Genomic DNA, 23,587 nt, shown 5'->3' on the forward strand with positions numbered 1-23,587 from the left:
GGAGCTATATCTTCTGGCAACAAATTCAAATGGTAAATGGATCCATCTGGATTGAGTATGAGTTCTGATGCTTTTAGGGAGTTATTCATTATTTTGTGAGCACGAATTATTTTGAGTGCTCTACCAATTTTTTATTTCGATAAGAATCGGTTCCCAACCTTTGCCATCATTGTATACATCTTTATACCTTTTTTGTCCATCAGCTGCGTGTTCAAAACCATCCTGAGATACTGTTAATTCAGTATGTTCATCTATAGATCTAAGATCATAAGTAACCCTTAAATAGTTTTGTGGAATATCTTCCATTTTTGCAAAAGGGTCAATCACAGAATAAATTAATTTATTGGGATATTGCAGGTCTAAAATATATCCTTTGACAAAGACCATTTTATTTCCTTCATGTTCGCCCTCCCAAAGTAAAGCGCTACCAATGTTCCAATCAGAAATAGTCTCACAACCAAACATATATATTTTAGTTTTTTTGAGGATTCACCAAAGTATCCCATACGGATTCAATTGGTGCATGAATAAATATTTGATTTGTTACAACTAATGGATTCATAGTTTTTATGATTATATAACTTGTATTTGGTTGCGCAATAAATCATCAATGGTATCCCGATTGCGAACGAGATGATGTGCTCCATTATGTACCAAAACTTCTGCGGGTTTAAATCTGGAATTATAATTGGAACTCATCGTAAAGCAGTAGGCTCCGGCATTTTCAAAACATAATATATCGCCCGGATGAATTTCCGAATAACCCGATTACTGGCGAAGGTATCTGTTTCACAGATATAACCGACCACATTATAAACTCGTGGTTTTCCAGCCGGATTGGATATATTAAGGATATGGTGATAAGATCCATAAAACATCGGTCTTATCAAATGATTCAAACCTGAATCAACACCCGCAAAAACCGTGGATGGAGTTTGTTTGATGACATTCGTTTTGACTAAAAAAAAGCCGGATTCAGAAACCAAATATTTGCCGGGCTCAAAAAATAATTTCAATTTACGGCCGTATTCACTACAAAATTGATTAAATTTCAGAGATAACATTTCACCGATTTCTTCAACATCTGTGCATACATCATCTTCTTTATAAGGTACTTTTAAACCACTACCAAAATCAATAAACTCCAGATCTGAAAATTTTCGGGCAACATCAAACAAAATATCTGACGCCAATCCAAACACACCAGGGTCTAAAATATCTGATCCGGTATGCATATGAAGCCCATTAATATTTAATTTTAAAGCCTTGACCAGTCGTTCTACTAAAGGCATTTGATAAATAGAAATTCCAAACTTAGAGTCAATGTGCCCCACACTAATTTTATCATTTCCGGCCATAACATGGGGATTAATCCGAATACAAATTTTAGTATCCGGATAATGCTGACCAATGTATTCAAGGGTTTCTATATGATCAATGTTGATTTGGACCCCAAGACTGATGGCCATTTCGATCTCGTCAGGACCTACACAATTGGGTGTATAAATAATTTCACTGGGATCAAAACCTGCATGAATTCGGTCCAAATCTCTTGGATAGATACAGTATCTAAACCTGCGCCCCAGGATTTCAATAATCTCAAAATATTAATATTATTCAATGCTTTGCAAGCGAAGTGTATGCCAAGTTCAGGTACATTAAGCGTGCTTCAAGCGATCCAATTGTCGTTTAATAATTTCACTATCGTATACATAAGGGGTGTTTGATATGTTTTGACTAATTCTAAAACATCTATTCCTGAACCCTAAAAACACCATTTTCTAATTTCATTAATCCTTAAAATTTTAATCTATAAAATAAATATATTGTCATGCTAGGTTTTAGGTTACGGACTCCATGCCAACAATAATTGTATTTGCTGTCAATTGAGTTGTAAACATTAGAATTCTAAAATTTAAGAATTGCCTTTCAAAATTTATAAATCGCAACAAGTTTGATGTTGGTTATAAGGTCAATTCCTATTCAATTGCTAGCTTCTAATTTCATGTAAAAGTAAATAATTTTTTCGCCTTCGAGCTAGGCATTTTTGTTTTGAGTTATATCGCAATCCTACTAAAGTGATTTGACAAAATATAATTTGGTAAACGAGGGGACAATAATTATGTTCGGTTAATTATACTAAATGAATTCCATCATCAATTACAGCTTCAAAAATATCGGGTAAGAAACCAAATTGATCATAATAAGCTTTTCCAATTTCATTTGAATATTTTGAACATCACTGGATTGGAGCAAATGTAATGTACTACCCCCAAATCCTCCTCCCATCATTCTGGCACCATGATTTATGGGATTGGATTTTGCAAAATCTATCAAAAAATCCAGTTCTGGACAACTGACGCTATATTTATATCGTAACCCCTCGTGGCCTGAAAAAGTAAGCTGGATAAATCGTGGATATTATGGTCTTTTAAGCCTAGCGCGAATGATTTAACACGCTCATTTTCTTCTAGAACATAAGACAAATAATCCAGTTCGGTGGGAGTTAAGTGTGGCAAAGAGGTATTTAATTGACCAATATTAAGCCCACTGATAGCCTTAAGATTAGGTATATATTTCTGAAGTTTTGAAGTTATTGTAGCACAGGCTGAACTTCTGGAATTATAATCGGTATCGACTAATTTGTGTTTCACTTTAGTGTCGACTATAAGCCACACCATATCATTAAGTTGTGCATTAATGTATTCGAATTCCCAAGTGTCACAATGAATGAGTAGGGCATGATCTTTTTTGCCATTGAAAATTGAAATCTGGTCCATCATTCCGCCCATTAGTCCTGAAGCTTGTTCAGCCCTAACAGACATTTGAGTCATTTCTGCAGTTGAAAAGTTCCAATTGAACAGTTCGTTTAACCCAAATAAAAAACCACAACAAATGGCAGATGAAGAAGACAAACCTGCTCCCGAAGGTAAAGTTGAGGTAAAATCGAGGCTAAATGGAGGTATTTGAATCCCTCTTTGTTTCAACAAGTCTATGACACCCTTAAAATAAACCAGCCAATCCAGCTTAACTGAACTGGACTCAGTCCACGAGTTGTGAACATCCAGAGCATTAATCTGAGTCGTTTCAGACTTTGAAAGGCCAATAAAAACGGCCCTGTCTATTGCTGCAGGCAGGCAAAGGCCCTGGTTATAGTCCGTATGTTCCCCAATTAAATTAATCCTACCGGGTGATTTAACGACTATTTCATGATGTCCAACAGCCTCAATACATTGTTTTTCAGTCATATTATAAGTGCAAAATGCAACTCAAAGCTATGAAACCGACAAAAACTTTTAAGGATTTAGTGATGAATACCTACATATTTCTATATTTGCACTCCAATTCAGGGTCGGGTGGCCGAGTGGCTAGGCTCAGCTCTGCAAAAGCTGCTACAGCGGTTCGAATCCGCTCTCGACCTCAAGTATCAAATTTCCCCTTATTTTAACTAATAAGGGGATTTTTATTTTATACTGATATTCAATGTTTTATGTCAATTTACTTATAACTTCTTATAAGGAGAAGACAATTATAGTAAAGAAATTCCGTCCCCTATAGTGTCCCCTTTATAATTCTTTATATATTAGCGTTCAAATGACTGAGATAAAACATAATTTCTATTTGAAGGACAGCAAGTCAAGCGATCCCACACCAATAAATTACCAGATTTTTATAAATGGAAAGCGACTTAGAAAGGGAATAGGATATTCCATTCATCATGAATTATGGGATATTGATACCCAAAGGCCTACTGAATCAAAAGAACTTATCAATAAATGGAAGAAAGAATATCCCTCTTTAAACAACACATTTAAAAATATTAATGCTAGGATCTTCAATTTCAAACAAGAGGCCGAATCTTATTTACAGACTTGCATTAATAATCGAGCACCTATAGATAAACAGGCTCTTATTAAACAATTAGAAGACAACCTTCTGAAATCAAATAGGACCATAGACAACGGTCCAAAACAAGGGAAAAAGCAAGGGAATGGAATTAATTTTGATTTAAACTACATTTTAGATTTTACTAATCAATTTGTAAAGGACATTACCAATGGAAAAAGGACCATTCAAACAGGCAAGAATATCAAAGAGAGATATTCAGATGGTACAATAAAGACATATAGGAATTTTCAAGTTACTTGGGATGAATTCGAAAAGGAAATAGGGATTAGATTCAAGTGGACCCAAATGAATAAACAATTCTATGATGACCTAAATCAATATCTCAATAACAAAGACTATAAAAAAAATACATCTGGAAAGATAATTAAATCATTCAAAGTCATTGCTCAGGCCGCCTTAGATGACAGCATTCATCAAAATACTGAGTTCAGAAAACCATATTTTAAGACCCTCACAGCCAAAGTAGATAACATATACTTGACTTTGGATGAATTGGCATATCTCGAAAACCTTGACCAATTTATAAATGAGACATGGGAGAAAGCAAGAGATATTTTTCTTTTGGGATGTTACACCGCCTTAAGGTTTAGCGATTTGAAACGAATAAATAAAGGCCATATCCAAAGTACAAATACTGGATTCAAATTAAATATCATAACCCAGAAAACCAAAGAGAAAGTAATAATTCCTTTGAAATCTGAGGCATTTTCAATCCTTGAAAAATACAATTTCAAACCTCCTAAGATAGAAGAACAAACGGTAAACCGACTTATAAAGGAAATTGCTAAAAGAGCAGGAATATGTACACAAATAGAACAACGGGAAACCACAGGAGGAAAAACAAAGATCCTGACTACTCCAAAGCATGACCTATTGACTACCCACACAGGCCGAAGAACAGGAGCAACACAAATGTACCTTGCAAAGATTGACCCTATACAAATTATGAAAATAACAGGTCATACCTCGGAGAGTAACTTCATGAAATACATATGTATTACCAAAGAGGAAGCGGCCGAAATAATGGCAGAAAATCAGTTTTTTAAATAGGAGTGATAACGATATGGAAGAAAACAAAGATAATGAAGAAATCAGAGATCCTGAAGTAAAAATGACTTCTGATGATTATAAGAATATCTATTACCAATTTATTAGTTTAGAAGAATTAAAAACATCAAGAGAATATAGATCCTTAAAATCCCGTGATAAAGGATTTTGCCTGCTATATGCTGCAATTAATGATTACTTCAATTTGCCTAGATTAGAAGATATTAAACTTAGAAAAGCTGGCTGGGATTTAGTGGCTAGTTATGAGGCAACTAGAATTTTTGAAGAGACAGAAAATGAAATATTAAAAATAGATAGTATTGAAGATAAAAAGGTTCATATTCAAAAGAAAATCATTGATATAAAAATGGAAAGTAGGAGGGCTCATTTAGATTTTAAGAATAATGAGTTTGAAGAAAACCCAGAAATAGAATTATTAAACCTTTTATTACAATCATTAACCCTAAACAACACTTCAAAAGAAATAGAGGACTATGAAAAAGCAACACCAAGTATCAGAGGTGAACAAACTTTAAAACTTAATTTACTTCATCAATTCGGGATTATTGATCATCTAAGAAAAGTCTGGGACCTTAATAATATTAAGGAGGCAGGTATGGAAATTTTAATAGCTAAAATTATTAATGAAAACCCAGAAAGCATAAGGCCAAGATTAGCCAAAAAAGATGATGTTAAACTTAGAACTGATTATGCCAATGCGAAAACTGATGAATTTCTTGAAAAATTCAAATTAACAATTGATAAAATAAAGATTAATTAAATAAGGATTTTTAGAATATGGGGATTCCCACAAGTTCCCCCGATCCCAACTGCCCTAATCTTGTGTATAATTTAAATAAAAATTATGTCACAAGTTATCGTACTAACATTAACAACGGACCAACTTCAAACCTACTTTGATAATATGGTCCTAAAGGTCGAGTCCTTAATCAAGGATTCCCATACTAAGGAAGTAGCATCAAAAGAATGGCTTACCGCCAAAGAGGTATGTATACTGCTAAAAATTAGTCATACGACCCTTCATGATTGGTCAAAAAAAGGCATCATCCAAAAACATTCCATTGGAGACCGAGTTCGATTTAGGCATGATGAAATCATGGGATCATTGCAACGTATGGAGACTAAAAGGAAGCGCATATGAGACCTATAAAGCCATTTGAACAAACCTTTAAGGCAAATCCTCAAAGTTCAGGACTTATAACTTTATTAAAAACATAATTTTATGAGTGCAATGGATGTGAGTTTTTTTAAATCTATCAAAGAAACTAAAAACGGCAAAAGAATTTCTATTGATCAGATATTGAATCAAATTAAATATGGTGAATGGCAAATTGATGTTGGAATGGTTCGTCAAGCCACAACAAAGGAAGCAAGAGAAGCAGCAAAAAAGAAATTGTCATACTTTACACCGTGCGGTGTATTTGATGAACGAAAAAATTCAGGATTAAGCAAACATTCAGGATTGATATCAATCGACATTGATAAGATTGATCCAAGCGAAATGGATGATATTAAATCTTTTCTATTTGCTGATGATTATACTTTTGCAGGTTTTGTTTCTGCAAGTGGAAATGGTTTATGTTTACTTGTAAAAATAGATCCAAAAAAACATGAAGATGCATTCGAGGGATTGCAACAATATTATTTTACTAAATATCAAATAATAATTGATCCAGCTTGTAAAGATTTAAGTAGACCTAGATTTATTACTTATGATCCTTATTTGATTCACAATCCAAGTTCTTTAAAGTTTAAGGAATATATTATTAAGCCAAAAAAACAACCAAAAGTTACTGGCTATTTGCATATTCAAACAAACTTTGAAAAATTATTATATTCGATCAATACAGATATTGCTCCAACATATTCTGATTGGTTTAAAATTGGACAAGCATTTGCAAACACATACGGATCAGAAGGATTAAAATATTTCGAACACATTTCGCAATTTTGGTCAGTATCAAAAAAGAATTTAGATAAAAATATTGCACATCAATATGAGAACTGTTTAAAGAATAAAGACAAATCAATTGGGATAGGTACATTTTATTATTATGCAAAGTTGCATGGTTATGAAAGTGTATCTAAAGAAGCTCAGGCAATTGCAAAAAAAGCATTTTACTATAAACGTGATACACTGGATCAAGAAACAGCAGTAAAAAATTTAGTATCATTTTTAGATACTGAAATGGATATTGCCGACATTCAAGAAATTGTTAAGTCTGTTTATGAATCAAGCAATTTTAATCCTCTACTTGTCAAAGATGCGGATGATGATTCGGATTTATACGATGAAGTTTTATTATACTTGCAAACAAGTCACGACATTAAAAGAAATGAGATTACAAAGTTCATAGAGAACAAAGGCGTGGAACAGGATGCACCTGATGTGAATAGTTTATTTTTTGAGTGCAAGAAATTATTTCCTAAGATTACATTTGAAAATTTATTTCGTTTAATTAACTCTAGGAATATTCCTGAATACAATCCGATAAAAGAATACATAGAATCACTAAAATATAATGGTGAATCAAATATCGAAAAAGTTGTACAATCTTTAAACTCCGACACAGCAGATTTAAAATGGAGGGTGGCAATGTTCAAACATTGGATTGTTGGAATGATGGAATCAGTTTATGGAAAAAAATGTGATCTGATGATGGTACTTAGCGGTGTTCAGGATTCAGGTAAGACAGAATTTTTTAGACAGCTATTGCCGCAACCATTAATGAGATATTTTTCTGAATCACAATTAGACGAGGGCAAAGATGATAAATTATTAATGACTCAAAAACTTATGATCTTCGATGATGAGTTTGCAGGAAAATCAAAACAGGATTCAAAGAAAATGAAATTAATGTTAAGTAGTAACACGTTTTCGTTGAGGGCTCCATATGGTATGAAAAATATGGACTACAAGAGAATTGCATTATTATGTGGTACAAGTAATGATGAGGAACTTTTAAATGACCCTACAGGAAATAGAAGATATGTAATATTCAATATAATAGGGGTAAATAATTTCGATTTATATAATTCTGTTGACAAGGAACAAATAATTGCAGAAGCTTATTTTTTGTGGAAATCTGGATTGACTTCAAAAATAAATAAAGAAGAAAAGGAAATCATGAATGAAGCGACATTCGAAAAACATTATGAATCGACAATTGAATTTGAGATGCTACATAAATTTTACAAACCCAGCGAATCAATTGATACAGGAATTTTTATAAGCACTACAGAAATAAAAGATCATATTGAAAAGCATTCCGAGCAGAAACTATATATCAAACGTCTAGGAATGGAGTTAAGACGTTCAGGATTCATAAGGGTAAAACCTAAAGACCGAAAAATCTATGGATATATGGTCCTAAAAAATGATGGAACAGATTCACCCAGCGGTGGAGCATACGGAGAATTGCCTTCTTGGGTTACATCTTAAAGGTCACAGGAGGCACAGGCAGTGACCAAAAGCAAAGGCCATACTAATTTGTAGTATGGCCTTTTTAATTAACCTAAACCATTTATAAGCTTTTACATCTCCTTTTACTTACCTAGTAAGTAAAAGGTAAGGTAAAAAAAACACCTTACCTTGCATAAGTTATTAATAATCAATTATTTACAGTCAAAAGGTAGGTAGGTAGCATAAAATAAAAGTATTTCAAACCCCTAGAATAAAAAAATAATATATGGCAGCATTATATATATACTCTATTTCTTTTACTATTATATTTAAAAAGTTACTTGCCTACTTACCTAAATACATATAATATACAGATAATCAGTAAGTTGCAAACAGGTAAGCAAAAAAATAAGGTACTTACCTTTACTTACCTACTTACCTAAATAACCATTCAGACAGGCATTCAAGTGATTTCGCATTTATTAAGCATTGAAAAGAGCAAATCTAAGGCAGTTGATGACGAGGACTTTATAAGCAAATGATTCTTTTGGTTGGACCATTGATTGAGTACTAAAGGTCTATTTCTTCAATCATTACAAGTTTATCAGTTAATTCTATAATCTCCTTTATTTTATCCCTACTTTGAGCATTAAAGTTATTGTAATCTGTAACATTTATAGCAGTTCCAGCCATACAAACCATTAACATATTAGCACTTCCAGCGCCAATTTCATTAAAATCAATATCTGTTGATATTATTGCATTGCCTCCAAATTTCACACATTGAATTCTCAAATCAGTTTTACATAAGGCCGTTGCTGCCGAAATTTTATTGTTGGTTGATTTTGATCCAGCGCCAAAAAAATCATTGAATCCTCTGGATAAATCAGTTAAAAATCCAGTACCAGTAGAGTTTTGAGTACTGACCATTCCTAAAACTTCATATTGCCATGATATTGGAGCTGGACAAGTCAATACAGGAATATTAAAGATTATTTGTTTTATCCTTGCTTCAAAGGTGGTTTTGTCTTTTTTAAGTTCTGAGGCAATAAACTTTAAATCTGATTTTGAACAACTTGTACAATAGTATTCATTTTGTAACTTCATGTAGCTATTTATTAAATCAATTTTAGATTTACTTAGTAGTTTACTTCCAAAAATTCCCTTCAAGGAGGATCCACAGTTAGGACAATTATCAATATAGGACATGACAAAAATTTAAAAGTTATAAATTAATTTTGAAGTTACCTTGATTTTAAGATTAAAATTATCTAATTTTAGGGTTTTAAGATCTTCATTTATTTCCAGATAAAATAGAATCCAATAGTGAGAAAATGACCTTGCGCAGTTTCATTAAATGTTATTTGGTTGTTGAGAGTATGGTTGCTGAATATGCTGCTTGTTGCGCTAAATCAAAGCTTTGTACGTTATTCTGAAACATATGCTTTAGAATTTCCATTTCCGTGATTTTAATCGGACTTTTTTGTCTTAGTGAAACCAACATATTTCCAGCTTTTAATATATTGTCGTTTGTGATTGCAAAATCATGTGAACTCATTACGCTTTCTAGTAATTTCTTAATGTCTTCTTCATCTGGACGGCCTTCAAAAGCGACATGAAGCACATAATATGGATCAGAATTTGAAATCGAATTGACGCTATTGTTTGAGTATTCAGTTGCATTGTTGCTGCTATATGGAGTTGACTTTGCCTCAGTGTTATATTTTGAGTAGTCATAATCATCATTGCTGTTACAATTCTTGCCAATAATCCAAAAAAGAACAAGCACTAATATTATTTTATATCCCAATTTCATACTTAAAATTTAATTTATCTATCAATATTTTTCTTAATGTAAAATATATTAAACACATCTATTTGATCAAGATCATAGTCCTTATATAACTCATTCCATGAATGGCATATTATTTTTCCAGTCTCTTTGTAATCTATTGTATTTAAATTGCAACAAAGATATACTCAAATCAATATAATACTTCGCTTTATCCACAAGAATATCAAAATTACGGCCAATTAGCTCAAGCATAGGAATAAACATACCTATTATCCTTATAACATCTTCACCACAATAAGGATAGGCCTTCACTCATGATTTGCAGACTTATTATAAATGTTAGGCAAGGTCTCAATGTTTTGAAGATGCAAGATTTGATGGCATTTACAAATGGAGTTGAAAACTTTTGGAGTCATTTAAAAAGAGGAGTGGATGGTATTTCTCACTTGGTAAGCGAAGAACATCTTCAAAAATATGTAAATGAATACTCACTTAGATACAATACAAGAAAACAATCTACAAATGATAAATTTATCTTAATTTTGAACAATATTACAACAAGAGTAAAATATCAAGACTTTATTAATCATGGAAAATAAAATTATTTAACGATGAATTTACGATGATATGAGAAAGAAAAGTATAAACAAAAATTCATTAATGAACTTAGAAAAAAGGGTCCTAATATCCTCTGAAAATGCAGCATTTGCACAAGCTAAAGGTGCAGAATCGAAGCGCAAAAGGGGATTGTTAAGAAATGCTGTATTAGATAAACTTTATGAAAGCGAACAATACATTGACTCAAGTGATATTCTACTTTTTGATGACAATGGAAATGAAATTAAAGTAAAGTTCAATAAAGCCATAGTTAAATCTCCAAATTATGAAGCTATTGCAAATATAATTATAAAAGAAGCTACATTAGGGAAGGAATGGGCCATAAAAATTATTATTGAAATGGATGAAAATTATAAAAATAGACAACTAGAGATGCAAAATATAACTGACAAAGCACAAGAAAATCTATTGGTACACATTCAAAAATTATCAGTCATGCCAATTATTAAAGATGGTGATGATGAAATACCTGATTATGATTCATTAGGAAGAACGCCTGAATGATTATCGATAAAAAGTCAACCATCATATTAATAAATTGAATAATTTGATTTAGTCTTACAGTTTAGGTGGATCCTTTGGAATTGATAAGAAATCATAACTGGACCACTCATGAGTTTATAGAACTTTTGATTTAAATTAGATCGTTGTTTAGACTTTAAAAGACATACAAGACTTAGATTAATATAATATTTTAAAAATTAATTGGTGATTAATTGAAAATAGCGATATTTACAATCTTGAATATTGGTCGTTTCATAGTCAGTATGGAGGAAGGCAAAGTAAGAGGAGCATTCAAGAGATAATTTGGAATGCAGTCGAGGCTTCAAAAGTAAATCCTTATGCTACGGTTCACACACTATGGCAATCATATAATTTATCTCATTAAAGACGAGACAAGGCATTTATTGGATCAGGAAATAGATTTGAGACAAATTCAAGTACTTTTGGGTCATAGTTCAATTAAGAAAACTGAGATCTAAATATATCTGACTGATGTTAGTAAAAACAAGCTAAAGAGTCCATTAGACAGATTAGATTTGTAGGAAATAAACGCACCTTTTCAAAAAAGATATGTAAAGCGCTAAGTGAGGCGACATTTTTGGAACCACAATAAACTTAAAAATTTAAAAAAATTAATTATGGAAATATTAAATTTAATTGGTAGTATTTGCTCAATATTGAGTTTGTTAATTGCTATATTTTTAGCAAGTCAAGTTATTAAGATAAAAAATAAAATTAAAGACAATTCAGAAAATATTGTAAATCAAAAAAGAATTAAAACAGGTGGTGGTGATATTGCTGGAAGAGATATAAAATGATATTTTATGGATAATAACAAGGTAGAACAATCAAATATTAATACAGGTGGTGGTGATATTGCTGGTGGAAATATTGATAAATCTATAACTAACAAAATATATCAAAACATAAAATCAGTTTCCAGATTTGATAAATCGGGAAAAAAAAATCACTTTAATGTGTTTCCAAATTCAGCGTATCACATTAATGACCTTTTTATTTTTCCAAATTCAGATTTTATTGACATTATAGATATAACTGAGGAGAATATTGTTGAAGTAAATGAAAATGAAGAACTTTTAAAATACATTATTGAAAGAAAAATTACGTTTATTATTGGTGGATATGGAGTTGGAAAATCTATATTATCAAAAAAAATAAATTTCGATTTAAGAGAGAATTGTAAAGTTTTATATCTTGATTCTACGGAACTCAGTATTTATGTAGAAGGTAGAGACTTAGAGGATGAATATGATTTAGAAGATAAACCGACATTAATAATTATTGACTCAATAGATGAACTTAATAATGTTAATTCAGCAACGGGAACGAAAGCTAGTGAACTTGTTACTTTATTTGCCAAAAACTTAAAAAGCAATCATAAATTACTAATTACAACAAGATTATTTCAGAATGATGTTAAAAAGTCAATTTCAATGTATGCTACTATATTATTTGACTTAGATATATTTTCATTTGGAGTCATTACTATAAAATCTTTTTCAAAGACACATATAAAAGAATGGATAGAAAATTATTTTTGGTTTAAAGAAAAAATCGAACACAAATATTTATCTTTTGAATATTCTGAAATTAAACGTTGGAAAAAAGGTCTACAAAGTGCTCTTCATAATCCATTAATGTTATTTTTATTTTGCGAACACTTTATAAACAATATAAAAGAAATAAATTATGACATTTATGATATTTATAATTTATATTCTGACTTTGTAAATAAAACAGTTAAGGGAAAATTTGACCTTGAAACAAAAAAAGGTTCAAAACAAATTCCATCACAAATACAAGATGAATATAGGGGAATTTTGAAAAAGATTTCATTTAGTATTTTACGTCATAATTATCTCAATCAATATGAATTAAATCCTGAAAATGAATTCATAGATACAAATATACAATTATTTAGTATTTCTGAAAATGAAATTGAGGTAACATTGAAAACTGAAATTGAACATTTCATTTCAATTTCAGCAATTTCCAAAGAACAAGAAGCTCCTTTAAAATATAACTTACTAAACTGCTATTTCTTTGAATTTTATTTAAAGCAATTAAAATTTAAGGATAACAATATTCTTTTCTTTTTTATCGCAGAAAAGTATTACGAAATATTTAGCGACTTTTTACTAAAGGATTTAGATGTTTTTTATAACAATTTTTTAGAGCATTGTAATATTCCTCTAAATGCTATTATAATTGAGATGCTTCTTCAAAAATTGAAGTCAGACGAAAATCTAACTAATATTCCTACTCAATTAGAAGCAATGATTCAAAAGGGATATTTTATAAATTTTGAAGAAGAGAAACATTTAAATGCAATGACATTTTACAAAGTAAATTGCGATATACTTTTAAGTATAATTTACTTGAACTTAAATAAACCTAATACACAATTCGTTAATTACTTTGTAAAAAGATTAATTTGGTACACTAGTTCAATAAAACTAATTGATAGTAGGATTTTATACTTAGTGAAAAGGTTTTTTAAAGAATGTAGTCTTATAGATATTGAAATTAGAAGAATAAATTTAAAAGGATTCAACTTTGATAATTCAAACTTTAAAAATGTAAAATTTATACAAAACAAAATTGTAGAGACAAGATTTAATTACGCCAACTTTTACAATTCTGAATTCTATCTTTCAGAAATTGAAAAATCTGAATTTAATGGAATAAAAGGTGACTTTAAATTCAATTCTTGTGTCATTAAACACTTAATTATTGATGATTTCGATGAGCTTAAAATCCTATTTAACAGGTGTTTAGTACAAGATATTACCTTCCGTTCTGAAAATAAATTTTCCTCAAAAAAATTGAGTTTAGAATTTGCAAATTGTGATCTAAGGCAAATCAAAATAAATAGAACAGATGTAGATAACATTTATTTAAAAGAATGTTTTTTTGACACCTTCGATTTCAAAAGCTCAATAATTAGAAACTTTGCAATTAATAATTCTATTTGTAGGTCAAAAAAAACATATGATATAGATGGTCAATCTGAAATAAAAAATGAAACTATAAACTAAAAAAAGTCGCCTAACTATGCACTTGCGGGTAGACTCCCTAACGGTCGTTCATCACCATTGCCTAATGTACATGCAAGCTTAGCGGACGACACAACTCCTAATAATCGAGCGACAAAAACACATTTTGACAAGATATCGTTAACATAAAATGCTAATTATAGTCTGTGGTACACGTTGTATACTAAAGTTAGCTTTGTGCAGACTTTAGTTAGCAATGATTTCAGAACACGACATACTAAATTTATTTGGAGAAAACGTCAGAAAATGCAGGCGTAAACTTGATATTTCTCAAGAAGAGTTGGCGCATCGTGCCGACCTTCACAGAACTTATATTGGTATGATTGAACGAGCTGAAAAAAATATTACTCTTATTAATATGGAGAAAATTGCTAAAGCTTTAGAGGTTAAAATTGAAGACCTTTTAAAATAGTAGCAATAAATGGAAATTTCAATTGTCGCATTTAATGAATTACTTAACAACAAGAACATAATAGTTAAAGCATTTAGAGAACATTCAAAAGCATCTGAAAAATATATTGATGTAACTATTTTGCAACCAGATGGATATTTATGGAAAGGCTCAATACCATATTTCTACAGACGGACAGGCTTATTTATTGAAACTCCCGAAGATTTAGTTGATTATCTCAATAATGTCTATCCATTATTTTCAAAAAATGCTGTTGATAAATTTGTAGCAATTGAGAAAAAGAGATGGAGCGATGAAATGAGTGGTAAAGAAACTACTAAAGGATTTTTTGATAAACTTTTAAATCTTGAATGGAATAGCGTACAATATGATTTACCAGCGAATAGAAATTTTGCAAGAAGAATTCAAGACATAAAAGAATTCGGATATACACTTGCAACTGACACAAGAAGAAGAGTAAAAGGCAAATATATAACTGATACACATTTACAATTAGTTCCATTGCCTAAAGGCGGTGTAACAGGTTATGAAGTTATGTCGCAAACTTTCAAAGCAAGAGCAATTGCAGTTATGGAAGCTGTTAATGTTTATGAATTAAGTACATCAAATAAGCATGGCTTATTGCCCGACCACAAATTCCCAGAAATTAGATGGGACGAAGAAACAAGAGCAGAAAATCCCGAAGAAATGAACGAAGCTCAAATCAAGGAAAAGTTTCAGCTCGTTGATAATCAAAGAAACCAACAAAAACGAGAAGTGTGTAGAAGGTGCTTCCAAACAGGACAAAGAGGAAAACTTTACGGTTTGAATTTTTTTTATCAAGGAGACGAAAATTGGTCTACTGAATTTCCGAGAGTTGGTAAAGAAGCTGAAAAAGGCTGTGTTGGTTGTGGTTGGTATGACATTCAAAAATGGAGAGACAGTTTGAATGAATTTATCAGTCTTAACAAGAAATAAATTTGCATACTATAATTGTCATTTAGTATCTTTGCAACATAGCCAATAAGAAAAAGAATATGAGGGGTAAATTAACTTTTGGTAGTGTATGTTCAGGAATTGAGGCTTCTCAATTAGCTTTTGCTCCTTTTGGGTATGAGCAATTGTGGAGTTCTGAAATTGCAGAATTTCCATCAAAAGTTTTACACCATCATTATCCTAATATTCCCAATTTAGGCGACATGACGGAACTTCCTGATTTAATACTAAGAGGTAGTGTTCAAGCACCTGATTTGTTTTGTGGTGGCACACCATGTCAAGCATTTTCTCTTGCAGGGTGGAAAAATGGTTTAGCAGACAAAAGAGGACAACTCACAATTAAATTCATCGAAATTGCAAATGCAATTGATGAAATTAGAGCAAAAGAAAAAAAAGACCGTTCAATAGTTCTTTGGGAAAATGTTGAGGGTGTACTGAATGACAAAACAAATGCTTTTGGAAATTTTATAGCAGGACTTGCAGGATTTGACGATGAAATTAAAGTAAGTAAGTGGACAAAATCAGGTTATTTAGAAGGACCAAATAGAAATGTTGCTTGGCGTGTTATTGACGCGAAATATTTCGGTTTAGCTCAACAACGTAAACGACTTTATGTACTTGCTGGAGGTAAAGACTTTCGACCAGACCAAGTGCTTTTTGAATTTGACAACCGAAATATTGTAAAGACATTAAAGGCATCAAAACAAGATAGATCAAAAGGACCCATTTTTAATCTGTTTTCTGATGGTATTCAAACTAATGAAATACCTGACAAAAAAGTATTTTACAAGGGGGAAACAAAGTTTGAAATATTTAGAGAATATACAGATTGTCTATATTCAGCTTACGGAACTAAATGGAACGGTAATGCAGCAGCCTACAACGGCTCATTATACATTTCACAAGATGATAGAATTAGAAGATTTACACCATTGGAATGCGAAAGATTAATGGGATTTCCTGATAATTATACAACCGTTAGTGGAAACAGTGATACAAATCGTTTTCAAGCAATTGGAAACTCTTGGGCTGTCCCAGTTGTAAAGTGGATTGGAAACCAAATTGACAATTTTTTAAAACAAAAAAACAATCAAGAAGTAACTTGTTGGAACAAATCAGCCAGAAGGACAACCAATAATTTAAGTGCAGACTTGTATCTCTTAGACAAAGTAATTTTAATAAATCATAAATTATATCTCAACAGTTCAACAGTTCCAAACACTCCAATTGAAAGCACAATCGAAGATATAGTTCAAATTGATAATGTGCCTGAAAAGTTTTATTTAAGTGCTCAAGCGTGTAGAGGAATTTTAAGGCGAAAACAAGAAAGAGATTTAAAAATGAATTCCCAACTTGAAGTACTAATGACAATAATTAGTCAAAAAGAGCGAACTCTTCTAGAAGTATGACAAGTAACGCCACCATATAAAAACTTAGTAAAGGTTGAGTCCAGAGTAATATTAAATCACAAAGACGAGTGTGCCATATAAATTGTACCATACATTAAATTGTAGCCTCTAAATTTTAATCGTCTTTACTTTCTTAAATTCCAATTGTTTGATTTTTCATTTTAATAATTTATACGTGAGTAATTAATATATTTCTTTAAAAAGTGTCCCCTAATTGGTCCCCTTTTAAATATTGACGTTATAATAAATTGATTATCAATATATGTTCGAATCCGCTCTCGACCTCAAAAAGTATTTCCCTTTATCAATTATGGTAAAGGGATTTTTTATTTTAGTCTCATTATCAATGCTTTATGAAAATATAGGCATTTTACTTTATCACCCTTTATAAAGGATAATAAACTAATTTGTACACCTAAAACTACACCTGAATGGATATTTATATTATATTTGAGTATAAATTCTATTCATGAAACAAAATCATTTCTTTGAATTAAAATCTAATGGTGATCCTTCTAAAGAAACTTCAATCCGATACAGAAGCCATTTTAATGGTGGGAGGTTTATATACGGAACAGGTGTCAAAATATACCCAGAATTGTGGGACAAAATCAATCAGAAACCAATTAAAGACAAAGGTATAATCAGGGAATATAAAACCCAGATCCCTAATTTGGATTCATTGCTTACCAATATTGAAATCAGATTGAACAATATTACCAACGAAGTTGATGGATATTTAAGTAATTGTAAATTCAATAGTCAGGCTATAAATGAACGAGATCTTAAAAACCGACTAAATGCTAATATTAAGCAATCTGAGAACACAATAAAAGAAAGTCCTAAAAAACTTAAAAAAGAAATTAATGGTGAAAAAATTGATAAAAATTTCATTTGTGACTATTTAATTGCATTTATTTATGAAATTAGGAATGGCTCTAGGACAATTGCAACTGGAAAAAGTAAAGGTAATAGATACACTTTGGGTACAATTAAAAATTATTCTGGACTTCTTGTACAGTTAAAAAGTTTTGAATATTCAAAAAATCAAAAATTAAAATGGACAGATCTCTCCATTACGTTTTATAACGATTTTCTGCTTTTTGGCAATACCAATAAACTTAGTAAAAATTTTATTGGCAGACTAATTAAGCAATTAAAAGTTATTTCCCAAGCGTCAATGGACGAAAATATTCACACAAACAATATATTCAGGGATAGAAGATTTGAAACACTTTCTGAAAGAGTTATGAATATCGCATTGACTGAACAAGAGCTTGAAAGCCTTTATAATTTGGACCTACCAATAGATTCCAACTTGAACTTAATCCGTGATCTCTTTTTGGTGGGGTGTTATACAGCTCAAAGATGGAGTGATTATAGTAAATTAACCGAAACAAACATTCATGACAACAAAATAATCCTTATTCAACAAAAAGGCAAAGAAAAAATAATTATCCCTATAAAACCAAATTTAAAAACAATTCTGAATAAATATCCAAATGGATTTCCAAAGATAGCAGAACAAACCTTTAACATTAAAATTAAAGAGATAGGAGAAAAAGCAGGATTCACAAATTTAGTTCAAATTAAAAAAACAAAAGGAGGAATAACAGAGGTTAATGAATATCCTAAGTATGAACTTATTTCATCCCATACAGCACGAAGGACAGGAGCTACATTAATGTTTAAAGATAATATCCCTGCACTTGCAATTATGAAATTTACAGGACATAAAACTGAATCCAGTTTTATGAAATACATAATGATAGATGAAGAAGAAAATGCGAAATTACTTGAGAATCATCATTATTTTAATTCATAATCAATAATTATTCAAATGAAAATACAGGATATATATAAACAATTGACTAAACTTCCACTAGAAGATGTATATTCTACAAATTTTGCGAACAAAATCATTACAAGCGAACTCCTTAATTTAAAAATGCAATCATTTCAGCTTTATTATTCCGACTGTAATGAATTTAATAAAAGAAAGATAAAAGATTTTACAGAAACTATTGAAGATATAATTGAAAATGAGAATTTAAAAGTTTTTCCATCTTACTTAGAAATTTATTTAGATAAGCTATACAGGCCAAATGGTTTAAAAAATTACGGATATAATTCTGTACTTCAATTGATAATTTCTAGTGAACTAGAAATTAATCAAAATCGCTATGAGTTGGTCAGTAAATTTGAAGAAAAATTAATACAAAAACCTTGGTTAACTTCAAATGATAAAAAACTGTGGACCGACTTTAAAGAGAAAAGAAATAGAGTACTTATAATTGAAGAATATATCTATTCACTTGAACAAGATTTACGAAATGACTTTTCAATAAATAGCTATGATCCTTTAGAAGAATCCAAATACCTTGAAATTCATACAAAGCACATAAATGCATTAAAATTAGAAATTGCAGAGATTAATTTGTTTGAAAACAGTAAAGATAAGATACCATATTTAGAAATGTTAATTGCATACTTCTTTGAATTGTCAAAAATACCTGTAAACTATTGGAATAGATCTAATGAAAAATTATCAGGAAAAGTTTAGAAAAATTCAACAAACATTTAAATTGAATTTACTACATCAATTCGGCATAATTGAATTTTTAAAGCAAGTTTGGACAAAAATAATGTTTCTATGGGATTGGAATTTCTACTTGAAAAACTAATAAATGAACCTCATGGTTCAATACAACCAAGATTATCGTCCAAACAAGACCCTAAACTTAGGACTAAATCTGCTGATAAAAAATTACAAGAATTCTTAGATAATTTTAAATTGGAAATAGACAAAATCAAATTGCCATAACAATTAATTTTCAATCTTAGGGAATCCTCATGTTTTCCCTACTCACATTCGCCATAAATTTGATTCAAATATTAAATTATGGAAATTACTCTAATAACGAATGATCAACTCCAGTATCTGATTAATGAAGTAGTTAAGAGGCTTGAAACTATTATAGTTGATTCCAAAAGGAACGACGGTACCACTAAAGAATGGTTAAGTGCAAAAGAGGTCTGCTCGATTTTGCAAATTAGCAACACAACTCTGCAATGCATGGTCCAATCAAGGAATATTAAAAAATATAAGATTAATAGACGTATCATGTTTAAAAATGATCAGATTGATAGTTCAATGATAAGGATTGTCTCTAAAAGATTGCAACAAAAATGAATCAAGGGTCTATTATTAATATATTAAAATTTTAAACAGTGCATTTTACAAAATTCAAAGCAGTATAAAATTAGGAATAGAATATTATGAAAAAATGCAAATACTCGTTATCATAATTACGAATAGTTCTGAGGGCAAAATTTATTTCTAGTTATAAATTATTAAAATAGATTTTTATTGTGCTCAATTTTTAACTTATTGAATCTACCAAAATTAAAGGGTCCACCAACTGTCTCAATGTAAAAGTTTCCATTTCTAGATCCTTTGGGTTTCTTCAATTTTGAGTAATTTGTCATCCGTAACTATATCTTCAGATGTTGAATTCAAATGCATACTCCAAGTTTTACCTTCCTTAATTTCATCCGTTCCTATAAATTATATTAATTACTATAATGAAGAAAAACCTATATAGTTGTTTACTTAATATCCTTTACAATTTTTTTACCACTCACCATTTCCTGAATCCATAATTTTGCAACATAAGTTAACGGTGCATTTATCCACCTAGTAACGGTGATCTGTGCATTTTGTATATTTTTAGTGATATCAACACCTTCGGAATTATCTATAATGCCATACTTATTACCAAACACGCTAAACAACATTCCCATTTGGCTGCTATGTCGATGCCATTTGATGACGGCAATATCTTCTGGAATACTTTGTGCTGCATTAGCAGTGTTCCATTTCAAAGTAGTTTCCAAATTAGTGTTGACAAATATCACATACTGATCATAACCAACTTCCTTTAATTGTGTATAATGTTTCTTGATTGTTGATATATCAGAGGCAGTCCCAGATATTATTAAACCCATTCTGCCTTCAATATATCTATCCAAAGATCTACAGGTGATATCCTTTACCTTTTTACTGACTGGACCTATAATGCCAACTGCATCGTTGATATGTGCTAAATTCAATGTGTCTGTTATCTTTTTAACACATCAATAAAAGCTGCATCAGTTTCCACTAATTTTAGCCCATATGAAGTTAATGCCAGTTTGTCAATCATATATGATTTACTTGCTTCTGATCCACCGACTATAAATATGGCTTTAAATATATTTGGATCATACTGACGGCGGCAAATACTTCATGAATTAATTCATTCAGTTTCATTATCATTATTTAATTTTGGAAATATATATTTAAGATTATCAGATATTTGCAATTTATCAACGAATTGAGTTTTAAGTTGAAGTATTTCATCGTAGTAATTAATTTTTTTCTGAGTCCAGTGAGACCATAAAGCCATATTAAAAGATGGTTTATATTTCGTTTTATATATTGAAGTTCATCTTCCAGTTCTTGGATTTTTAATAAAAGTAACTTTCTGTATTATTATTTATGAGATCAACAAATTGATTATATCGAAATTTCATATCATCTAAATTATCTTTATGAGATTTTATAGCCATTTTAAAATAATCACTTTGTTCATTAACATGATCCAATTTATGTTGCAGGACAATCATATCCCATACAAATTCAAAATGGGTTCCATTCTTTAAAATACTCATTTTAGCTATTTAAAACATTGATATTAAAATTAGATCGTCTTTATTCATAGGAAACTTATTGTTGGGTTAGATATTTTCAAGAATTTTAATAATAGTCTTATCCAATTTTTCCCAAGGAAATTGATTTCTTCCAAAGTGTCCATAGGCTGCCGTTTCTTTATAAATTGGTCTCTTTAAATCCAATGCACTTATAATTCCATCTGGACGTAAATCAAAAACTTTGGAGATTTGTTGTGCAATGAATTCATCAGCTTTACTACCAGTACCATGTGTATTCAAATATATCGAAGTAGGTTCTGCTAGTCCAATAGCATATGATATTTGAACTGTACATCGTTCAGCAAGTCCAGATGACACAATATGCTTGGCTACATATCGGGCAGCATAAGCAGCACTGCGGTCCACTTTGCTTGGATCTTTACCACTGAATGCACCGCCTCCATGAGGGCAACTACCACCATACGTATCTACGATAATCTTTCTACCAGTTAGTCCAGTATCTCCATGTGGACCACCTATTGTAAAACTTCCAGAAGGATTGATTAATATTTTAAGATTTGAATCATTGAAATACTGATGAATGAGAGGAAGAATTAGCTCGCTTTTTAGGATGCGTGTAATTTCATCTTGACTGATTTCCTCTATATGTTGAGTAGACAACACAATGGTTTCAATTCCAATTGGTATATCATTTTATATGCCACAGTAACCTGACATTTGGCATCTGGACGAATCCAGCTATAATTGCCACTTTTACGCATCTCTGTTAATCGCCTCATCAATTGATGAGATAAAGTAATTGGCAAAGGCATTAGTTCTTTGGTCTCTTTGCATGCATATCCAAACATGAGTCCTTGATCTCCAGCACCACCATCTAATACACTGTTATTTATCTCAGAAGACTGTTCATGTAGCAAATTGATGTAAGCTGCAGTGGCATAATCAAATCCTACAACGGGATCATCATAACCAATTTGTCTAATAACATCTCTAGCGACTGCTACAACATCTACATGGGCTGTACTACATATTTCTCCTGCTATCACCAATTGTCCAGTAGTAATAAGACATTCGCAAGCGACTTTGGCATTCGGATCTAATTCGAGATAGGCATCAAGAATGGCATCTGAAATTTGGTCGGCCACTTTATCTGGATGGCCTTCGGAAACTGATTCACTAGTAAAAAGAAAATTATTCATAACACTAAAAATTTTTAACTTTTTAGCATCAAAACATGAAACGAGACAAACAGGTGGATTGGAATCCTTTTGACCTATTACAGCCCGCATCGCTTTACCACCGTAGTATTCCAAACGCGGTTGGTACCTATTTAAAGGTTCTTGATGCTTATAGAACTTATTCTATCTAACTTATTTCATAACAATAATTATTTAGATGAAGTTTTATTTAATAATATATTTGTATTTTAATTAACATTTAGAACAATTTGATTAGAAATTCTACCTAGGAAAATTTTTCCGCATAATGAGAATATCAGCTTGATTGGAATATTTAACAATGTATACCTTAACATCAGATTGACTAGAATATTTTACTAAGACACCACCTTGAATTATCTGTTGATTTCTTTCTTCACTTTGATAATTGCAAAAGAATACTTTATAGTTTGCCTGACTTTCATAATCAACAATAAATACTTTTGCCCCCATTTATATTAATTTAATACTCTTGATTTTAATACAT

At 30.8% G+C, this 23,587-nt stretch carries 22 protein-coding genes, 1 tRNA gene, 3 pseudogenes and 1 riboswitch; of the genes and pseudogenes, 16 read left to right on the forward strand and 10 right to left on the reverse strand.

Translation table 11 applies throughout. The annotated features are described in order from the left end of the window. Nucleotides 1-120 precede the first annotated feature (120 nt). The 4 genes and pseudogenes from IPK88_00005 to IPK88_00020 form a co-directional block, all read right to left on the reverse strand. Nucleotides 121-562 (reverse strand): annotated as a pseudogene (locus IPK88_00005) (SRPBCC domain-containing protein). An 11-nt stretch (nucleotides 563-573) separates the two neighbouring features. Next, a pseudogene (gene lysA, locus IPK88_00010) lies at nucleotides 574-1,778 on the reverse strand (diaminopimelate decarboxylase). A 382-nt stretch (nucleotides 1,779-2,160) separates the two neighbouring features. Then, nucleotides 2,161-2,409 carry a hypothetical protein gene (locus IPK88_00015; protein MBK8241789.1) on the reverse strand — a complete coding sequence of 83 codons (249 nt, stop codon included), beginning with the start codon at nucleotides 2,407-2,409 and terminating at the stop codon, nucleotides 2,161-2,163. After that, nucleotides 2,334-3,248, reverse strand: a complete 915-nt coding sequence (locus IPK88_00020) for a hypothetical protein (protein MBK8241790.1) — start codon at nucleotides 3,246-3,248, stop codon at nucleotides 2,334-2,336. Before IPK88_00020 ends, IPK88_00015 begins: the two co-directional genes overlap by 76 nt. A gap of 102 nt (nucleotides 3,249-3,350) precedes the next feature. Here IPK88_00020 and IPK88_00025 point away from each other — a divergent pair. The 5 genes from IPK88_00025 (at nucleotide 3,351) to IPK88_00045 (ending at nucleotide 8,419) form a co-directional block, all read left to right on the forward strand. Continuing rightward, nucleotides 3,351-3,421, forward strand: a tRNA-Cys gene (locus tag IPK88_00025). A gap of 173 nt (nucleotides 3,422-3,594) precedes the next feature. Beyond that, nucleotides 3,595-4,959 carry an integrase catalytic domain-containing protein gene (locus IPK88_00030; protein MBK8241791.1) on the forward strand — a complete coding sequence of 455 codons (1,365 nt, stop codon included), beginning with the start codon at nucleotides 3,595-3,597 and terminating at the stop codon, nucleotides 4,957-4,959. 13 nt (nucleotides 4,960-4,972) lie between these two features. Then, nucleotides 4,973-5,737: a hypothetical protein gene (locus IPK88_00035; GenBank protein MBK8241792.1), complete on the forward strand. Its 765-nt coding sequence runs from the start codon at nucleotides 4,973-4,975 to the stop codon at nucleotides 5,735-5,737. Nucleotides 5,738-5,821: 84 nt separating this feature from the next. Continuing rightward, nucleotides 5,822-6,118 carry a helix-turn-helix domain-containing protein gene (locus IPK88_00040; protein ID MBK8241793.1) on the forward strand — a complete coding sequence of 99 codons (297 nt, stop codon included), beginning with the start codon at nucleotides 5,822-5,824 and terminating at the stop codon, nucleotides 6,116-6,118. Nucleotides 6,119-6,199: 81 nt separating this feature from the next. After that, complete coding sequence (locus IPK88_00045; GenBank protein MBK8241794.1) at nucleotides 6,200-8,419, forward strand: PriCT-2 domain-containing protein; 2,220 nt, start codon at nucleotides 6,200-6,202, stop codon at nucleotides 8,417-8,419. 531 nt (nucleotides 8,420-8,950) lie between these two features. Here IPK88_00045 and IPK88_00050 read toward each other — a convergent pair. Together IPK88_00050 and IPK88_00055 are read right to left on the reverse strand one after the other, a co-directional pair. After that, entirely contained in the window at nucleotides 8,951-9,589 is a 639-nt protein-coding gene (locus tag IPK88_00050) for a heavy metal-binding domain-containing protein (GenBank protein MBK8241795.1), read from the reverse strand. A 151-nt stretch (nucleotides 9,590-9,740) separates the two neighbouring features. Further along, a complete protein-coding gene (locus IPK88_00055; GenBank protein MBK8241796.1) occupies nucleotides 9,741-10,196 on the reverse strand; it encodes a hypothetical protein in 456 nt (151 codons plus the stop codon). Between the two features lie 344 nt (nucleotides 10,197-10,540). On the opposite strand from IPK88_00055, the gene IPK88_00060 reads away from it, so the two are divergent. The 11 genes from IPK88_00060 to IPK88_00110 all read left to right on the forward strand — a co-directional run bounded on the left by IPK88_00060 (nucleotide 10,541) and on the right by IPK88_00110 (nucleotide 20,363). Beyond that, entirely contained in the window at nucleotides 10,541-10,774 is a 234-nt protein-coding gene (locus IPK88_00060) for a transposase (GenBank protein ID MBK8241797.1), read from the forward strand. A gap of 61 nt (nucleotides 10,775-10,835) precedes the next feature. Further along, nucleotides 10,836-11,297, forward strand: coding sequence for a hypothetical protein (locus IPK88_00065; protein MBK8241798.1), 462 nt, complete (start codon nucleotides 10,836-10,838; stop codon nucleotides 11,295-11,297). Nucleotides 11,298-11,935: 638 nt separating this feature from the next. Then, nucleotides 11,936-12,115, forward strand: a complete 180-nt coding sequence (locus IPK88_00070; protein ID MBK8241799.1) for a hypothetical protein — start codon at nucleotides 11,936-11,938, stop codon at nucleotides 12,113-12,115. Between the two features lie 6 nt (nucleotides 12,116-12,121). Beyond that, a complete protein-coding gene (locus tag IPK88_00075; GenBank protein MBK8241800.1) occupies nucleotides 12,122-14,356 on the forward strand; it encodes a pentapeptide repeat-containing protein in 2,235 nt (744 codons plus the stop codon). Between the two features lie 214 nt (nucleotides 14,357-14,570). Next, nucleotides 14,571-14,786: a helix-turn-helix transcriptional regulator gene (locus IPK88_00080; protein MBK8241801.1), complete on the forward strand. Its 216-nt coding sequence runs from the start codon at nucleotides 14,571-14,573 to the stop codon at nucleotides 14,784-14,786. Between the two features lie 9 nt (nucleotides 14,787-14,795). Further along, nucleotides 14,796-15,743 carry a restriction endonuclease gene (locus tag IPK88_00085; protein ID MBK8241802.1) on the forward strand — a complete coding sequence of 316 codons (948 nt, stop codon included), beginning with the start codon at nucleotides 14,796-14,798 and terminating at the stop codon, nucleotides 15,741-15,743. Between the two features lie 59 nt (nucleotides 15,744-15,802). Further along, entirely contained in the window at nucleotides 15,803-17,170 is a 1,368-nt protein-coding gene (gene dcm / locus IPK88_00090; protein ID MBK8241803.1) for a DNA (cytosine-5-)-methyltransferase, read from the forward strand. A 469-nt stretch (nucleotides 17,171-17,639) separates the two neighbouring features. Further along, nucleotides 17,640-18,995: an integrase catalytic domain-containing protein gene (locus tag IPK88_00095; protein MBK8241804.1), complete on the forward strand. Its 1,356-nt coding sequence runs from the start codon at nucleotides 17,640-17,642 to the stop codon at nucleotides 18,993-18,995. Between the two features lie 15 nt (nucleotides 18,996-19,010). Next, on the forward strand, nucleotides 19,011-19,733 hold the full coding sequence (locus IPK88_00100) for a hypothetical protein (GenBank protein MBK8241805.1): 723 nt from the start codon (nucleotides 19,011-19,013) through the stop codon (nucleotides 19,731-19,733). Between the two features lie 90 nt (nucleotides 19,734-19,823). After that, on the forward strand, nucleotides 19,824-19,994 hold the full coding sequence (locus IPK88_00105; GenBank protein ID MBK8241806.1) for a hypothetical protein: 171 nt from the start codon (nucleotides 19,824-19,826) through the stop codon (nucleotides 19,992-19,994). 78 nt (nucleotides 19,995-20,072) lie between these two features. Beyond that, complete coding sequence (locus IPK88_00110) at nucleotides 20,073-20,363, forward strand: helix-turn-helix domain-containing protein (GenBank protein ID MBK8241807.1); 291 nt, start codon at nucleotides 20,073-20,075, stop codon at nucleotides 20,361-20,363. Nucleotides 20,364-20,779: 416 nt separating this feature from the next. On the opposite strand, the gene IPK88_00115 is transcribed toward IPK88_00110, so the two are convergent. The 4 genes and pseudogenes from IPK88_00115 to IPK88_00130 form a co-directional block, all read right to left on the reverse strand. Further along, nucleotides 20,780-21,283, reverse strand: a complete 504-nt coding sequence (locus IPK88_00115; protein MBK8241808.1) for a hypothetical protein — start codon at nucleotides 21,281-21,283, stop codon at nucleotides 20,780-20,782. A 396-nt stretch (nucleotides 21,284-21,679) separates the two neighbouring features. Next, nucleotides 21,680-21,883, reverse strand: coding sequence for a hypothetical protein (locus tag IPK88_00120; GenBank protein ID MBK8241809.1), 204 nt, complete (start codon nucleotides 21,881-21,883; stop codon nucleotides 21,680-21,682). A 66-nt stretch (nucleotides 21,884-21,949) separates the two neighbouring features. Then, nucleotides 21,950-23,082: pseudogene (locus IPK88_00125) on the reverse strand (methionine adenosyltransferase). 55 nt (nucleotides 23,083-23,137) lie between these two features. Then, nucleotides 23,138-23,235: riboswitch (SAM riboswitch) on the reverse strand. 108 nt (nucleotides 23,236-23,343) lie between these two features. Next, complete coding sequence (locus IPK88_00130) at nucleotides 23,344-23,553, reverse strand: hypothetical protein (GenBank protein MBK8241810.1); 210 nt, start codon at nucleotides 23,551-23,553, stop codon at nucleotides 23,344-23,346. Nucleotides 23,554-23,587 lie beyond the last annotated feature (34 nt).

Origin of the sequence: Candidatus Defluviibacterium haderslevense, assembly GCA_016712225.1 — a bacterium.
Lineage (GTDB): Bacteria > Bacteroidota > Bacteroidia > Chitinophagales > Saprospiraceae > Vicinibacter > Vicinibacter haderslevensis.

Coding starts and splice junctions, on each gene's coding strand:
- IPK88_00105 (MBK8241806.1), top strand. CDS start 19,824: ATGGGATTGGAATTTCTACTTGAAAAACTAATAAATGAACCTCATGGT.
- IPK88_00030 (MBK8241791.1), top strand. CDS start 3,595: ATGACTGAGATAAAACATAATTTCTATTTGAAGGACAGCAAGTCAAGC.
- IPK88_00120 (MBK8241809.1), bottom strand. CDS start 21,883: ATGAGTATTTTAAAGAATGGAACCCATTTTGAATTTGTATGGGATATG.
- IPK88_00080 (MBK8241801.1), top strand. CDS start 14,571: ATGATTTCAGAACACGACATACTAAATTTATTTGGAGAAAACGTCAGA.
- IPK88_00095 (MBK8241804.1), top strand. CDS start 17,640: ATGAAACAAAATCATTTCTTTGAATTAAAATCTAATGGTGATCCTTCT.
- IPK88_00060 (MBK8241797.1), top strand. CDS start 10,541: ATGCAAGATTTGATGGCATTTACAAATGGAGTTGAAAACTTTTGGAGT.
- IPK88_00070 (MBK8241799.1), top strand. CDS start 11,936: ATGGAAATATTAAATTTAATTGGTAGTATTTGCTCAATATTGAGTTTG.
- IPK88_00065 (MBK8241798.1), top strand. CDS start 10,836: ATGAACTTAGAAAAAAGGGTCCTAATATCCTCTGAAAATGCAGCATTT.
- IPK88_00085 (MBK8241802.1), top strand. CDS start 14,796: ATGGAAATTTCAATTGTCGCATTTAATGAATTACTTAACAACAAGAAC.
- IPK88_00130 (MBK8241810.1), bottom strand. CDS start 23,553: ATGGGGGCAAAAGTATTTATTGTTGATTATGAAAGTCAGGCAAACTAT.
- IPK88_00100 (MBK8241805.1), top strand. CDS start 19,011: ATGAAAATACAGGATATATATAAACAATTGACTAAACTTCCACTAGAA.
- IPK88_00040 (MBK8241793.1), top strand. CDS start 5,822: ATGTCACAAGTTATCGTACTAACATTAACAACGGACCAACTTCAAACC.
- IPK88_00035 (MBK8241792.1), top strand. CDS start 4,973: ATGGAAGAAAACAAAGATAATGAAGAAATCAGAGATCCTGAAGTAAAA.
- IPK88_00020 (MBK8241790.1), bottom strand. CDS start 3,248: ATGACTGAAAAACAATGTATTGAGGCTGTTGGACATCATGAAATAGTC.
- IPK88_00045 (MBK8241794.1), top strand. CDS start 6,200: ATGAGTGCAATGGATGTGAGTTTTTTTAAATCTATCAAAGAAACTAAA.
- IPK88_00050 (MBK8241795.1), bottom strand. CDS start 9,589: ATGTCCTATATTGATAATTGTCCTAACTGTGGATCCTCCTTGAAGGGA.
- IPK88_00075 (MBK8241800.1), top strand. CDS start 12,122: ATGGATAATAACAAGGTAGAACAATCAAATATTAATACAGGTGGTGGT.
- dcm (MBK8241803.1), top strand. CDS start 15,803: ATGAGGGGTAAATTAACTTTTGGTAGTGTATGTTCAGGAATTGAGGCT.
- IPK88_00110 (MBK8241807.1), top strand. CDS start 20,073: ATGGAAATTACTCTAATAACGAATGATCAACTCCAGTATCTGATTAAT.
- IPK88_00055 (MBK8241796.1), bottom strand. CDS start 10,196: ATGAAATTGGGATATAAAATAATATTAGTGCTTGTTCTTTTTTGGATT.